Source organism: Bacillus bruguierae (assembly GCF_037104725.1).
GTDB lineage: Bacteria > Bacillota > Bacilli > Bacillales > Bacillaceae_G > Bacillus_A > Bacillus_A bruguierae.
In genome coordinates this window covers 65233-80687 of sequence record NZ_JBAWSX010000006.1, presented here as the reverse complement: position 1 = coordinate 80687, position 15455 = coordinate 65233, and the positions used below count along the sequence as shown (strand labels likewise).

The following is a 15455-nucleotide window of genomic DNA, read 5'->3' as shown; positions in this document are numbered from 1 at the left end:
ATAAGTGTCAGGTTTTTTGTTTCTAGTTTGCTTTTATTATTCATACAATGATAAAAGCATTGAAAAAAAGAAGGTGAGCGAGATGAAACTTGAGAAAGCTCTTCACCCAAGTTTTGTAAAGAGATTACAGCATATGCGTTTTGTTGGGAAATTTGCAGAAGAGCCAAAGAAGAAAGGATCATTTTTTGTCGTTTGTCTTTCGCCAATTCCAAACATAATTGAAGTGGCTTTTGGAGAAGATTCTTATATATTTGAGGGTTTATATAAAAATAAACAAAATGAAAAATTTTTCGCAAGTATAAAAGAAGGAAAACGAGAAAAACAATTGTTGTTATTCCGACTTTCTTATATGGAGAACACTTTATATGTAGAATTAATAGATGCTGAAGAACGAGAAATTGCAAACTCCTATAAAATGATTCCTTCTCCTAAACTATCAGTCACAAAAGCGAGAGAAGTGTTTGAAAGAAAACTTGAGAAAGGATATGTTTCATTTCTAGTGCCCAAATTTCCACATGATTTTGGTACGCCAGGGTTGTTATGGTATGAAGGGCGGATATATGGAAATGTATCTTTAAAACCTTCTATTAGTGCCATTACATATCGAGAACAGAGGCGGGATGTTCGTTACCTCGATGTGGATGATTGGATGCAGTATGCCGATATGAATGTAGAGAATAGTTTGTTTTTTGTGCGAACAGAAGTATATGAGCAATTAGAAAAACAAATAAAAGAGAATGGAAAACAAATTGAAATCAGCGATACACGTAAACAAGAAAAGGGAAATGAATGGAATGAACGTGAGTATTCTTTTATACAATGCGTAAAGCAAATTATCGCAGAAAAAGAATTATATATTGATGAAAGTGATATTTACAATTTTCATATTTGTGTAAAGACAAATTTATTGACAATAGTAGGTGGTATGCCTGGAATCGGAAAATCACAGTTTGTGCAAGCCTATGCAGAAGCGCTTGGATTAACATTTGGGAAAGATTTCATTTGGATTCCTGTGTCACCATCTTATCAAGAGCCTCATGATGTATTAGGTTATCTTCATTCAAATGGAACGTATATGGAAAGTGAAACAAAACTTGTTCGAACATTGTTAGATGCTGCTGAAAATCCAAATCAATTATATATGATTGTATTTGATGAAATGAACTTGTCATATATTGAGCATTGGTTTACTCCTTTTCTATCACTCTTGCAGCTAGATCGAAAAAACCGTATTTTAACTTTATATGCGGCTAGTAATGAAAAAGAACAGGATGTACCACCGCAAATAGAAATTGGTGATAATGTCATTTTTATTGGTACAGTTAATTTTGATGAAACAACAAAGGAGCTATCTGACCGTTTATTAGACCGTGTAAATGTTGTATTCCTTCAAAAAATTCCATTCTGTGAGATGAGTATGGTCGAGAGAAAGATGATAAATATTCCGTTTTCATTATCTGTTTCAGCCTTAGAATTTCGAATGAACTGGGTTCATCACAAGGCAATGCTTGATGTGTTTACAGAAGAAGAATTGGAGTTATTAGATAAAGTGCATCAGCTGTTATTTCTTCACGATGCTTCAAAAGGAATTTCTTTTCGCGTTGCGTCGGCAATTGCATCTTATTTGCAAAATATCCCATATGATGAAGGGAGATCTTTGTTAATAAGTCGTGAAGAAGCATTTGATTTACAAATAAAACAACGTATTTTAACGAAGTTACGTGGTACAGAAGCGACAATGAGGGCATTGCTTCGTGAAGAGGGAAAGAAAGAGATGTCTCTTGTACAACTATTACAATCATCACTTGCAAATCGTGTATCAACTTTTGAACACTCACTGCTGTATATGAAACAAAAACAGCGAGAGTTGGAGCTGTATGGATATGTTAAATGAAGGTACGTATGAAACAGAAATCATGGAGACAGGGGAGAGGCTTCCCTTTGTATTGAAAGTAATAGTAGGAGCAGAAGAGAAGGGGGAGCATATTGTATTAAATAAACTTTGTGTTTCGCCAGTTACGATTTCTTCATGTGTGTACAAAGTACAAGAATTAAAACCGCTTCGGCTACATATACAATCAAGGTACCCAATAAAGATTACGTTCATTTGGAATAAAGTATATGAAGGACAAAAGCAACATATGGAATGGAAATATGAACTGCATGAAAAGCAACGTACTGTTTTACTATATGAGCATGGAAAAACGGATTATTTATATCCATGGCGCTGCGGTGTATATCACTTTGAAGTGCAAGTTGGAGAAGAGGTGTTTTACGGGGCATTTCAAATCGTTCCGAAAAATTTTTTTGATGATCAACTAGAGTTAATTCAGCAATATGTAAAGTCTGTACTAGGTGAAATCATTTTAGATCGTGGATATTATAAAAAGACATTTGTTACGTTTGCAGATATTGAAGATTATTCATATATGCGTATGCTCCGTATGTTGCCGCAAAAAATGAAAAAAGTAAAGCAGTTATATTATGAAATGCAGCAAAAGAAATTTTTTGAACAAGAACATATATGGGAAATAAAAGAGAGAAAACCCACAAGAAAGAGCGCCATTATACATGAGAAAAAACCGTATGCAAAATGGTATAATCGCCGCTTTAAAGAGCAAGAGCATTGTAAAGAAAATGGTTATGTAAAATATAAAACGAAGTTGTTTTATAATAAACTATTAGAAATTGATTTATTTTTGCGCGAAATTATTCAGAAACTAGAGCGGGCACAGCAAACACGAAGAGAAGAGAAAAAAGCAGTGTATACCATTTTACAAATGATTGAGCGAAATGGCTCTGTGACTGAGCGAGACAAACAAAAATATGGCAACATTCATTTGTTAAAAGATACTGATTTGCGCAAAATTGCGATGAAAATTCAAGAATATAAAGTGTTATATACCATTTTGCAAAGTACACTTACGTATTTTTCACATCTTTTATACACACCATTTTGGAGAGGGGTTCAGGAAGAAATTACACTTACAACACATTCACTTCCTCCTTTATATCACCAGCTATTACGTCAACTTGAATTTTTACCGCAGCACAATGAATTAGAACCATCGTTTTTATTTGTTTATAAGCCGACATTTTTAATTTATGAGTATTATGCATATTTTACTATTGTGGAAATTTTACAGGAGATTGGTTTTAACGATGCTCCGTCAATTGCAGAACAAATTCAATCGTATTTTTATTTAGATGGTTTACAAGATGGAACAACAATTGTGTTAGAAAACGAAGAGTTGCAGTTGCATGTGGCATTCAATGATTTAATTGAAATACATCCGCTTATTGCGCTCAGTAAACAGAGTCATTTTTATAATGGAGAAGATACCAAAAAACCAGATATTCGTATTGATTGTTATAAGCGAGGAGAAACTGCCTATATATATCAATCATCTATTATTATTGAAGTGAAATATAGTCCGATGTATAACATTTTTCAGCCAGTTGGAAATACGAAAGCAACCGAGCAGATGTACAAATATTGGTCAATTAAATATGTAGAAGAGCAGAATGGAAAACGATTATTTCACCGCCGTGCAATTTATGAAGTTATATGTGTATATCCAGGCAGTAATATGCATGCCAAAAAAATTGAAGCAGGTTGCGGTATATTTTTACAATTGTATCCGTATAAAACAAAAAAAGGCGAAGAGAGGCTAGCGGGGAAAAAAGAATTAGTGAATATTTTTCAGGGGTGGTTGGCGGGGATAAGGAAATAATGTTTTATCTTATCCCCCTAGTGGTCAGTTTTTCTTTTGAATTTTGAGGTGAGGAAGGTATTTTACAAAATGTAACATGTTTTTTATGAATATTGTTATGTATATATGGAATTTTTGTATAAATGTAAAAATAATACAGGAATCATCATTTATATATGGAAACTATAAATGGAAAAACAATTTTTCTTGCATAGCATGTTTCCTTTTTATATGATAGGTGATGAAAGCGCTAACAAAAGTAAAGGGTAATGGGAAAGGCGGGGTAGTATGTTCCAACGTGTTCAAACAAAGGAAGAACATTTTTGGTTCGAACAATTATGGGGAGATTTTTGTGAAGAACGAAACTTAATGTTTGTAGAACGAAATTTAACACCTTCAAGATTTTTATTGATAGAAGACAATCATTATATCGGAACGGTTGAATGTATACATTATACAACACCTGAACAATCGAATTCCGAGTTTTTTTATCCGTTTTCTGAAAGTGAATATATAAAAGGGTTAAAAAACGTGTACGAAATTGGAAAGTTAAGTATTGCAAAAACATCTCGCGGTCGTGGACAATTTAAACAACTTGCGACGATTTTATTTATACATGCGTTAGAAGTAAAGGCGGAGTGGTATATTGCGGTTGTAACAAAGCGTATGTATATGTACTTACGTTCATTAGGATTTCCAATTGAGCCAATCGATGAAGCATTGACTGTTAATGATGAACTACAAGGTGTACCAGTTCGTATTCATGTTATGAAGGGATTGACGCATATGTATTCTTTGAAGGAATTTCGTGATGTGATTCAAGGAAATGCACATGCACAAGCATTGATTAAAGAGAACAGTAAAAATATTATGTTAACAAGATAAAAATTGTCACAAAATTGCATCATTCCATGTGATTATCATCACATCTTTCGATAGCGATTTGTATTACGCTTACACTATAAAGATTGCTAGAGAGGGGATGGGAATGATGTTTTGTCATCAATGTGAACAAACGCCTACCGGAGGATGTAAAATTATCGGAGTTTGTGGAAAAGATGAAACCATTGCAAGTATACAAGATATTATCGTCTTTGCTTTAAAAGGAATTGCTGCCTATCGTACCCATGCAGCACAGCTTGGATACACAGACCCATTTGTAGATGCAGTAACGCACGAAGCGTTATATATGACGTTAACAAATTCAAACTTTAATGAACAAGAACATTTAGATATGGCAATGAAAGTTGGGAAAGCCGCGATTCGCGTGATGGAATTACTTGATAAGGCACATACTGATCATTTCGGAGTGCCAGAACCAGTACAAATTACACAAAATCGCGCTTATGGGAAAGCAATTGTTGTTACAGGACATAATTTGTTTGCGCTAGAAGAGTTATTAAAGCAAACAGAAGGAACAGGTATCAATATTTATACACATTCTGAAATGCTGCCGGCACATGGTTATCCCCAGTTGAAAAAATATGCGCATTTAAAGGGGAATATCGGAAAGGCTTGGTATGATCAGCGTCGTTTATTCGAAAAATTTTCAGGAGCTATATTAGCAACGACAAATTGTGTGATGCCAATCAAAGGAACATATGCAAATCGCTTCTTTTCCTACGATGTTGCAGGATTAGAGGGAGTACGCAAAATTGAAAATAATGATTTTACATCGCTTATTGAAACGGCGCTGGAACTTCCAGATGTACAAATGGAGTCAGAAGAACAATTAACAACGGGATTTCACCATGAAACCGTATTATCGCTTGCACCGGAAATTATTGATGCGGTGAAAGTTGGTAAAATTCAACGTTTCTTCGTCATTGCTGGTTGTGATGCACCTGGAAAAGGCGGGGAATATTATCGTGAATTAGCAACATCCTTACCACCAGAAACAGTTATTTTAACGACATCTTGTGGGAAATTTCGATTTAATGACGTAGATTATGGCTTTGTGCCAGGAACGAATATACCGCGTTATATTGATCTCGGACAATGTAATAATTCGATTTCAACAGTGAAAATTGCAGCCGCTTTAGCGGAAGCATTTCAATGTGAAGTGAATGAGTTACCAGTCAGCATTGTATTGTCTTGGTTTGAGCAAAAGGCTGTAGCCATTTTACTCGGATTATTTAGTCTTGGTATTCAAGATATTCGTATCGGTCCGAAAGCACCGGAGTTTATATCACCAGGTGTACTACAAGTGTTACAAGACGCATTTCGTTTACAACTCATTACAACAGCAGAAGAAGATATGAAAACGATGTTATCATAATAAAAAAGGTGATGTTCGATGAACATCACCTTTTTTATTACAGAATATTAAAATCCAAAAATATTCAAAATCATTTTACGTCGTTTTGGTTTTTCTTCTTGTTTTGATGCTGCGACTTCTGGGGTAATATAGATAGGTTCTTTTCGTTTAAGTGCCGCTTCTAATTGTTCAATTTTTGCATGCATTTCTTCTATTTCATTACGGTGCTGTAACAATTGATAGCTTACAACATCGTCTGCCTTTTCTTGTAATTTTTCTTCTAGACGATCTAATCGTAGGGAAATATGTTTTAATTCTTTTATAAATTGTTGCATTTCATTTGATGGTGCTGCCTCAGCAGCAGGATTGGAAGGGAGTTTATGTTCGTGACTTGATGTAGAGCGCTGAAATTCAAGCATTTGCTGTAAATCTTTTTCGTAAAAAACATAGTGTCCAAATTTATTCTTTTTTAATTCTAATCCAATTTGCTGCGCAAGGCGGATGACAGCTTTTGGACTAATACTTAACGTTTTGGCAATCATCGGCGTTTTATATTCCACAATAATCCCTCCTACGTCTTATTGTTAGAAGGATTCGTGATAGCTTTTTTGTTCCCTGCATGCTTGACAAAAGAAGTGAGAAATCGGCAAAGAAAGTGCTTTTTCACAAAAATAATTTTTTTAGGAAGGAAATATCCCGAAAATAAAAAAATTGTCTATATAAATCCATTTTAATTTTTCGGCATCTTGTCTAGCTCTGCCTCCTAGGCCCTCATGTCTAGGAACCTTCCACACAAGAAGGTAAAAAACCCCTTCTGTGTGAAGGAACCTTAGCCAACGGGGCTAAACAGTCGGTGGCTTCGCGTCTTCCGCCAAGGCAAAAAGCGCCTCTATGTCAGAAGCTCCATCCCCCTCTTGTTCTGAGCGAGCCGCTTCCGCTTTTCTTTATAAGTCGCATCTATGCAGAATACAACATGACCGCTACTTACTTTCTCCTTTTGTTTTTAAACCTTGCATGTGGCAGAAAAAGGCCCTGACCGCCTCTATGCATGGCTAGATGCTCTCGCCGCCTAAAAAGAAAGAAGTTTTTTATGTCGACTTTTTAATTTGTATGTATATAATTTCAGCTGTTTCTCTTATTTGACGGAGAGTATAAGTTTCGTTATCATAAACGTAAATATCTTTTTTATGCATGCATATAATGTATAAAAGGTGATTATTAGTGTAGAAACTTGTAAGATTGTTAGAGAAGTTTTTTCTTTAGAATAAAACAATTAGGAGGTGGCTTCCTTACTTACAAGGTGAGTAAGGAAACGTATTTGGACATATTTAGTATAAGTATGGTGATTGTTTTAATTGCCTTAACTGCTTTCTTCGTTGCGTCTGAATTTGCAATTGTCAAAGTTAGGAGCTCGCGCATCGACTATTTAATTGCAGAAGGAAATAAACGTGCAATTGCTGCGAAAACAGTCATTACAAACTTAGACGAGTATTTATCAGCGTGTCAGCTAGGGATTACAGTGACAGCGCTCGGCCTTGGATGGCTAGGGGAACCGACGGTTAAACGTATGCTTGATCCGATTTTTGCAAGATTGGAGGTGCCTCCCTCGGTAGCAACTGTCTTATCGGTTTTTTTAGCTTTTATGTTTATTACCTTTTTTCATGTTGTGGTAGGTGAGTTAGCTCCAAAAACGTTGGCAATTCAAAAGGCGGAAGGGATTAGTTTAGCAATTGCAAGACCGCTTATTTCTTTCTACCGACTTGCATATCCGTTTATTTGGACATTGAATGGTTCCGCGCGTATTGTTACGAGAATGGTTGGGCTTAAACCAATGCAGAAGCATGAAGCAGCACATTCAGAAGAAGAGTTACGTATGCTTGTATCAGAGAGTTATAAAAATGGTGAAATTAATCAATCAGAATATAAATATGTAAATAAAATTTTCGAATTTGACGATCGAATTGCGAAAGAAATTATGGTTCCGCGTACAGAAATGGTAATTTTAGAAAAAGAGCAATCTGTTACGGAAGCAATGAAAATGATGTCAAATGAGAAGTATACAAGATATCCTATCATTGATGGAGATAAGGATCATGTTATCGGTTTTGTAAACTTTAAAGATATTTTCACAGATTTTGTGAAACATGATGGGACAAATAAAGAAACTGTTGCACAGTATGCCCGTCCGATTATTCAAATTATTGAATCCATCGCTATTCATGATCTATTTGTAAAAATGCAGCGCGAACGCACACATATGGCAATTTTAGTGGATGAGTACGGCGGAACGTCTGGACTTGTAACAGTTGAAGATATATTAGAAGAAATTGTTGGCGACATACAAGATGAATTTGATACAGATGAAAAGCCAGAAATTCAGCGCATTAGCGAAACAAAAACAATTTTAGAAGGAAAAGTACTTGTTAGTGAAGTTAATGCATTGTTAGGACTTTCAATTGATGATGAAGACGTTGATACAATTGGAGGCTGGATTTTAACAGAACATCTTGAAATTGAACAAGGTGATAGTATTGATATTGAAAATTATAAGTTTCGTATTGTTGAATTAGATGGTCATTACATTAAACAAATTGAAGTGACGAAGCAGCTTGCAATGCAGCCTGTAGAAGTTGCAAAGCAACATGTCTCACTTCAAGAACAAGTCAGTTCATAACCTTTTCCTATATGGGAAGGTTTTTTGTTTATCCCGCTATTCGCGGACAGTAAGATCCCTACCTCAAGATTTAGAGAAAAGCAAAGAAGATAGGTGGGGGATGAAGAAAACCCCCACTGATGGAAGTTTTACTTTATCGTAAAAAATACGCCCGGTTAGAGGCCAGGCGTATTTTGTCAGTTCATCTCTTGCTTATAAATCTCATCTTCCACATAAATATGTTCTTTTTCAACTGCTGTATTATGTGCGAGTACAAGTCCAATTGGTGTATTTGCATCTTTATTTTGTACAATTGTAAACGGCACTTGTTTTTCATTTGCTAATTTAATGTATTTAGATAAATGTGGATATGCGATGTTACCGTTCACATACAATGTTAATCCTTGAGAAGAACCCATACTTTTTTTAATTTCTGAATAAACGTTCGTTTGCATTACCTGTCCAATCGTTAATGCAATTTCCACACGTTCACGCAATGTGCTTAAAAACATGTTACGCTCTTCAGGCTTGTTTTGTTTTTGCCCGTGAATGCCTTCTTGAAGATAGTCTTCCACATTTTTATTTACCATTTTTTTCACACCTTTCTTGTTTCTATTGTATGAAAAAAATGAAAAGGATGCAAAAAAAAATAATTTCACATACTATATTGAAAAATTTTATCAACATGAAATAACAAAATGTGACAATAGTATCTTAACGAAAAATGTTTTTTGTGTTAATATTCAAAATATATAGGGTGTTTTTCGTATGGAGATGGAGGGAATGGGGGTTTTTCCGATCGATAAAGATATTAGTAAAATGTTTTGTACGTACTTAGAAATGAATAAACAGCTATTCGTAGAGAACTGGAAAAACAAAATTATTATTTCAGAAAATGATCCTTTTAGACAAGAAATTAATGAAAACGGAGAAAAATTGTTATCATTAATGATTGAGCTTATTATGAGTGAGAAAGGTATTGAACTTATTAGACCATTATGTGAGAAAATTGCCATTGAGCGCGCGGGGGCAGATGCAAATATTGGTGACTTTGTCTATAATGCGAATGTCGGACGGAATGAATTATTTGAAGCAATGTGTGAATTAGATGTGAGTGCTCGTGAATTGAAACCAATCATGGCAAAAATACATATTTGTTTTGATCGTTTAATTTATTATACGGTTTTGAAATACTCAGAAATTATATCGAAAAATTTGGAGGAAAAGCAAAAATTCATTAACGAAACGCATAAAGAGAGATTGACAATATTAGGACAAATGTCAGCAAGTTTTGTTCATGAGTTTCGTAATCCATTAACATCTATTATGGGATTTGTAAAGTTGTTAAAATCGGATCAACCGCATCTCCCGTATTTAGATATTATTTCGCATGAGCTTGATCAATTAAATTTTAGAATTTCTCAGTTTTTACTTGTGTCAAAAAAAGAAATATGGAATGAAGCAGAAAAATTTTGGTTGAATGATTTATTTCATGATATTATCCAATTCTTATATCCGAGTTTAGTAAATGCAAATGTTTCTATCGAGAAAAATTTGTCGCATCCAATATCATTTATGGGATATCGAAGTGAAGTTAGGCAAGTGTTTTTAAATATTTTAATGAACTCTATCGACGCTCTTGAAGGAATAGAAGAAAGTAAGAGAATTGTTATTGATGTGTGTGAAGATGAAGAGTTAATACATATTTTTATTAAAAATAATGGACCAATGATTCCGCAGGAAAATATAGAAACAATATTTGAACCATTTGTAACTACAAAAAAGTTAGGAACTGGGATTGGTTTATTTGTTTGTAAACAAATTGTGGAGAAACATAAAGGATTCATTACATGTAAGTCAACAAAAGAGTGGACAGAATTTCATATTTCGTTTGAAAAGTAATAAATGTATATAGTAGAGATGTAGATCATTGTATCGATTATATATACAAGCTGAAAAGCCACATAAGAACGTCTTTCTTTTTAAGAGGGGCGAGAGCATCTGGCTGTGTGTAGCAGCGACATGTGTGTCGAAAAATGAAAATGGATTTATATATTTTTTAAGAAATGCCATAGTGTGGTAGTTTGTTACATTTAAAAACACACCGTTCTCATTTTGAACGGTGTGTTTTTGTTAAATGGAAGTTTCACTTTATGTTTTGACACAAAAATTAAAATGCCCAATTCCCTTTTCTAAAGATAGGCTCAAGTTTTCCACTTGATGTTTCGCCATCAATATCGAGGTTGGCAGATCCAATCATAAAATCAACATGAGTAATACTATCATTTAATCCGTTTTCTTGAAGCTCTGCTTTACTCATATTAATACCGTTTTGAATACACATAGGAAGTGCATTGCCTAATGCGAGATGACAGGATGCATTTTCATCAAATAATGTGTTGAAAAAGATAACGTTTGTATTCGAGATAGGTGAATCGTGTGGGACGAGCGCAATTTCTCCTAAATGCAGAGCTCCTTCATCTGTTTCCAGTAATTTTTTCAAAGTTTCATAGCCGGTTTCAGCTGAACAATCTATAACTTTTCCCTCACGGAAAGTCAGAGAGAAATTATTAATTAATGTGCCACCGTAATTTAAGGGTTTTGTACTCCTTACTACACCGTTTACCCCTTTTTTTAATGGGACAGTAAATACTTCTTCTGTTGGCATGTTCGGTATAAATGGAGTATGTAATTTATTTTGAAATTGTGCACTTAACCATTTGTGGTTATTAGGAAGTTCGATTGTTAAATCTGTTTTGTCAGATTTATAATGTAGTTTTTTATACTTTCTCTCATTTAAATGATGTGCTTTACTATTTAATAATTGAATATGGTTTTGCCATGCCTGTATAGGGTTATCATCAGTTACTCTTGTAGTTTTAAAGATAAGATCCCATAATTTATTGACACCTTCTTTGGCATCGAGTTCAGGGAAGATTTGAGAGGCCCATTCAATGGTTGGCATAGAGATAATTGACCAACTACATTGACTATTAATTCGATATTCGTTAAGTTCCTTCATACCAGAGGCATTTGTTTTCATAGCAATTGCAAGTCTTTCTGCATCAATGTCTTGAAAAAGAGTAGGATTAGATGCAGCAATATATAAAAAAGCAGCATTGTTTTTCGCTAATTCAACAAGCCCTTTTGCTTTCCAGTGGGGGAATTCCTTCAAACCTTCTAGTGGTGAATGTAAGTATTTAATTAACGTTAAATCTTCATCGGAGTATTCGACATGGACATTTTTTGCTCCGGATTTATAGGCTTGCTTTGATAATTCACGAACTAAGCGAGAAGATGTAATAGGTGCATGGATAACGAGAGTTTGTCCTTTCTGAATATTAATCCCAACTTGTATAACTAATTGCGCGTACTTTTTTAAATTTTCTTCAAAATGAGTCATGAGCAACCTCCTGAAAATATATAGATTACTATAAAATTATAAAATAAATTGATTATTTTTTCTATTCTGGTTTTTAGTATTTGCAGAAAATTTAATTTGTCAAAAATAAACTTTCCAATTTTGGAGATTTATGAGCATAACCAAGCGTAACAACCGTATAAATCTTATTTGCCTCAATTTTCACCTCAGGAATTGTTAATATAATGTTTTTTGTTCCTGCAGCAGCTATTTCTATATCTGCTACGCCAGGACTCACTTGTAAATAATCTGTTGATTGTTTAAATGAAACCTTTTCAAACAGTTTTTCCCCATCCTTTAAAGCTACATCTACTTGAGGTGCATCAGGAGATAAATGAACGAATCGTATTTTTGTTTGTCCATATGGAAGAGGTGTATTATCAGTTAAATTTAACAGTTGCAGTTTATTAACATTACCAACTGCTGCAAGAGTATATGTATGATTTCCCATTACAGGAGTGAGAGTTGAAAAGATGGGAGTTTCCCCGCCAGCAGGTACGATATCAACGCGGTATTGCCCTTGTGTAAGTGAAAGATATGGGCTATATTGCTTAAACGAAATGTTTTTTACTACTTTTTGTCCATTTATAACAATATCAATGGCAGATGAATCAGGAGAAGCGTGTAAGATTCGAATGTAAGAGGGCAATGCTTGCTCGCTTGAATACGGTGGTGATACACGGCTTTGCTCGTAAGCTTGTACAAGTTGTTTCATCGCCTCATAGTGTCTTAAGTATACCTCTATATATTTTTGCGGATTTGTATATTTGTAATAACAAGCAAGTTGTTTATACATTGCAGCTTGCTGGGCATATTTTTCTACTTCAGATGAATTCATTGATTTGCCTCCCTCTATTATCATTATTACAACTATATGCATGTACAATGAGAAGGTATGCAAAAAAGTCTTGCTAATCTTTAAGGAGATGAAATCTCTAGCTAAGCTGGAGATTTTTTTTATTTCTAGGCAAACACACATACAAATAGATGTTTGTCCTACATATTTTGTGAATGTAAACTATTTTAAATGGATGTAAGGAGTGAAAAACTATGTGGGGTTACGGTGGAGGATATCCAGGTTATGGCTGTGGATATGGCTACGGTGGATATGGCGCTGGAGGCTGTGGATATGGTTATGGCTTTGCGATCATTGTTGTGTTGTTTATTTTATTAATTATTATTGGAGCTACTTGCGTACGCTTCTAGTTATGCAGAAAGAGCGTCATGGTGAACCGATTAATAATAAAGTGAAACTTCCATCAGTAGAGAGCTTCATCCTTCACTGATGGAAAGCCTGCCCAATCGGGCGCATGCCAGCAGTTATCCTCCACCTAGTTTCTTTGCCTTTTTTAATCTTGAGGTGGGGGTCTTGCTATTCAGTGGTACGGGATGGATTAATCGGTTCTTTCTTGTTTTTAATGCTTTTTTTAATTCCATATACATAAAAAACGGATTTTTCACGAACGTTTAAATAGGGTTTATGAAAATCGTTCGTTCGTTTTGTTGACATTCCAAATGGAACATGCTACCTTTAGTAAGGGTTTTCTAAGGAATGCAATGGGGGAATGAATATATGAATACGAACTATGATGTAATTGTTGTAGGTGCAGGTCCTGCGGGAATTTTCGCTTGCTATGAAATAATTGGTAAAATGCCAGATGCAAAAGTGCTATTAATTGATAAAGGACATGATATTTATCGGCGCAATTGTCCGATTCTTCAGAAGAAAATAACGAAATGTCCGCCTGCTGCTGGAAAGAAAGAGTATGCAGGATGTTTACCAGCATGCTCAATCACAAATGGCTTCGGCGGGGCAGGAGCATATTCAGATGGTAAATTTAACATTACAAGTGAATTCGGTGGTTGGATGACAGATTATTTATCTCCATCGACAGTATTGGACTTAATCAAATATGTAGATGAAATTAACTTAGCACACGGTGCAACTACATCAATTACAGATCCATTAACGGATGAAGTTCGTGATATTGAAAAGCGTGCTTATGCAGCAGGATTAAAACTATTGCGTGCACAAGTTCGTCACTTAGGAACAGAACAAAACTTAGAAATTTTAAAAAGCATTTTTGAATATTTAAAAGAGAAAATTGACATGAAATTTAAAGTGGAAGTAGACGACATCGTAACTGAAAAAGCAGAGTATGAACATACTGTACGTGGAATTGTTTTAAAAGATGGAACAATACTATCAGCGAAAAAAGTAGTCATTGTACCAGGGCGTGATGGATCTGCTTGGCTCACAAAAATTATGAAAAAACGCCGTTTAAAAATGAGCACGAATCAAGTAGACATCGGTGTTCGCGTTGAAACTTCAAATATCGTAATGGAAGAAATAAATAAGCATCTCTATGAAGGAAAATTCGTATTCAACACATCTGTCGGAACGCGAGTACGCACATTCTGTAGTAACCCGTCTGGTCATGTTGTTGTTGAAAATCACTCTGGTATTATGACAGCGAATGGTCATGCATATAAAGATCCTGTGCTAGGAAGTGATAATACAAACTTTGCGCTTTTAGTATCACATCAATTTTCTGAACCGTTCGATCAGCCGAACGAATACGCACATGAAGTATCACGCTTAGCAAATCGTATTTCAATGGGTGGAGTTACGGTACAAAAGTATGGAGATATTTTAAAAGGTCGTCGTTCTACGCCGAAGCGTATTCAAGAAGGGTTTCTTGAGCCAACATTAAAAGAAGCAGTACCAGGAGACTTAGGTCTTGTATTGCCATACAATACAATGAAAAGCTTAATTGAAATGACAGAAGCATTGAATCATGTCACACCAGGTATTGCATCTGAACATACATTATTTTACGGTGTAGAAGCGAAATTCTACTCCGCAAGACCAAAACTAAACGAACATTTTGAATCCGAAATTTCCGGCCTATACTTAGGCGGAGATGGCGCTGGAGTTACACGCGGACTCGCACAAGCAAGTGCATGCGGTGTTCAAATTGCTCGTAATATCGTAGAACATTTAACAAGGAAAACAGAAAAAAGAGAAGAAGTTGTAGTAGGATAATATATGTTTATAGAAGAAACTCGTCTTATCATAGGACGAGTTTCTTTTTATGAAAATTTTGTCTAAATTTGTTTGAAAGTATATGAAACAAAATGAAGAAGCAAGAAGGAAAATCCTCAGAGTGCTGTCGAAGTTTACACATTAGCAACATATTTTCATTTTAAATGATATTTTAGAAGAGAGGAGTAAGAAGATTTTTAGTTGCTGGTTTCGCTTGGATGGGGGGGATTAGAGAGAATATTGTTGATTTATAGATTATTATTTCTGAAATTTCTTTCTATTTTGTTTTTATGCATTTATTTTTATATTCTATAATAATGACTTTTTAATAGAATCACTGCCTAGGCAGAGAATTTTTTTATGAA

12 protein-coding genes are annotated in these 15455 nt (G+C 34.8%); 8 read left to right on the top strand and 4 right to left on the bottom strand.

Annotation, left to right across the window (positions count from 1 at the left end; genetic code table 11):
• The first annotated feature begins 82 nt into the window (after nucleotides 1–82).
• The 4 genes from WAZ07_RS12185 to hcp all read left to right on the top strand — a co-directional run bounded on the left by WAZ07_RS12185 (nucleotide 83) and on the right by hcp (nucleotide 5991).
• Nucleotides 83–1894 carry a hypothetical protein gene (locus tag WAZ07_RS12185; RefSeq protein WP_336472671.1) on the top strand — a complete coding sequence of 604 codons (1812 nt, stop codon included), beginning with the start codon at nucleotides 83–85 and terminating at the stop codon, nucleotides 1892–1894.
• The gene (locus tag WAZ07_RS12180; protein WP_336472807.1) at nucleotides 1884–3734 is read left to right on the top strand and encodes a hypothetical protein; all 1851 of its coding nucleotides are present in this window, start codon (nucleotides 1884–1886) and stop codon (nucleotides 3732–3734) included. The genes WAZ07_RS12185 and WAZ07_RS12180 overlap by 11 nt, the downstream gene beginning before the upstream one ends.
• Before the next feature lie 267 nt (nucleotides 3735–4001).
• On the top strand, nucleotides 4002–4598 hold the full coding sequence (locus tag WAZ07_RS12175; RefSeq protein WP_090911610.1) for a hypothetical protein: 597 nt from the start codon (nucleotides 4002–4004) through the stop codon (nucleotides 4596–4598).
• Nucleotides 4599–4704: 106 nt separating this feature from the next.
• Complete coding sequence (gene hcp / locus WAZ07_RS12170) at nucleotides 4705–5991, top strand: hydroxylamine reductase (RefSeq protein WP_336472806.1); 1287 nt, start codon at nucleotides 4705–4707, stop codon at nucleotides 5989–5991.
• A gap of 47 nt (nucleotides 5992–6038) precedes the next feature.
• Here hcp and WAZ07_RS12165 read toward each other — a convergent pair whose 3' ends face one another.
• A complete protein-coding gene (locus WAZ07_RS12165; RefSeq protein ID WP_336472670.1) occupies nucleotides 6039–6530 on the bottom strand; it encodes a chromosome segregation protein in 492 nt (163 codons plus the stop codon).
• Between the two features lie 758 nt (nucleotides 6531–7288).
• Here WAZ07_RS12165 and WAZ07_RS12160 point away from each other — a divergent pair.
• On the top strand, nucleotides 7289–8644 hold the full coding sequence (locus tag WAZ07_RS12160) for a hemolysin family protein (protein ID WP_413788886.1): 1356 nt from the start codon (nucleotides 7289–7291) through the stop codon (nucleotides 8642–8644).
• 176 nt (nucleotides 8645–8820) lie between these two features.
• On the opposite strand, the gene WAZ07_RS12155 is transcribed toward WAZ07_RS12160, so the two are convergent.
• On the bottom strand, nucleotides 8821–9213 hold the full coding sequence (locus tag WAZ07_RS12155) for a YueI family protein (RefSeq protein ID WP_336472669.1): 393 nt from the start codon (nucleotides 9211–9213) through the stop codon (nucleotides 8821–8823).
• A 178-nt stretch (nucleotides 9214–9391) separates the two neighbouring features.
• Here WAZ07_RS12155 and WAZ07_RS12150 point away from each other — a divergent pair, with 178 nt between their 5' ends.
• Entirely contained in the window at nucleotides 9392–10525 is a 1134-nt protein-coding gene (locus WAZ07_RS12150; protein ID WP_336472668.1) for a BA2291 family sporulation histidine kinase, read from the top strand.
• 268 nt (nucleotides 10526–10793) lie between these two features.
• Here WAZ07_RS12150 and WAZ07_RS12145 read toward each other — a convergent pair whose 3' ends face one another.
• Together WAZ07_RS12145 and WAZ07_RS12140 are read right to left on the bottom strand one after the other, a co-directional pair.
• Nucleotides 10794–12026, bottom strand: coding sequence for an aminopeptidase (locus WAZ07_RS12145; protein WP_336472667.1), 1233 nt, complete (start codon nucleotides 12024–12026; stop codon nucleotides 10794–10796).
• A gap of 91 nt (nucleotides 12027–12117) precedes the next feature.
• Nucleotides 12118–12882, bottom strand: coding sequence for a DUF4397 domain-containing protein (locus WAZ07_RS12140; protein WP_336472666.1), 765 nt, complete (start codon nucleotides 12880–12882; stop codon nucleotides 12118–12120).
• Nucleotides 12883–13094: 212 nt separating this feature from the next.
• Between WAZ07_RS12140 and WAZ07_RS12135 the strand changes: the two genes are divergently transcribed.
• Together WAZ07_RS12135 and WAZ07_RS12130 are read left to right on the top strand one after the other, a co-directional pair.
• On the top strand, nucleotides 13095–13250 hold the full coding sequence (locus tag WAZ07_RS12135; RefSeq protein WP_090911596.1) for a YjcZ family sporulation protein: 156 nt from the start codon (nucleotides 13095–13097) through the stop codon (nucleotides 13248–13250).
• A 367-nt stretch (nucleotides 13251–13617) separates the two neighbouring features.
• Nucleotides 13618–15090: an NAD(P)/FAD-dependent oxidoreductase gene (locus tag WAZ07_RS12130; protein WP_336472665.1), complete on the top strand. Its 1473-nt coding sequence runs from the start codon at nucleotides 13618–13620 to the stop codon at nucleotides 15088–15090.
• Nucleotides 15091–15455 lie beyond the last annotated feature (365 nt).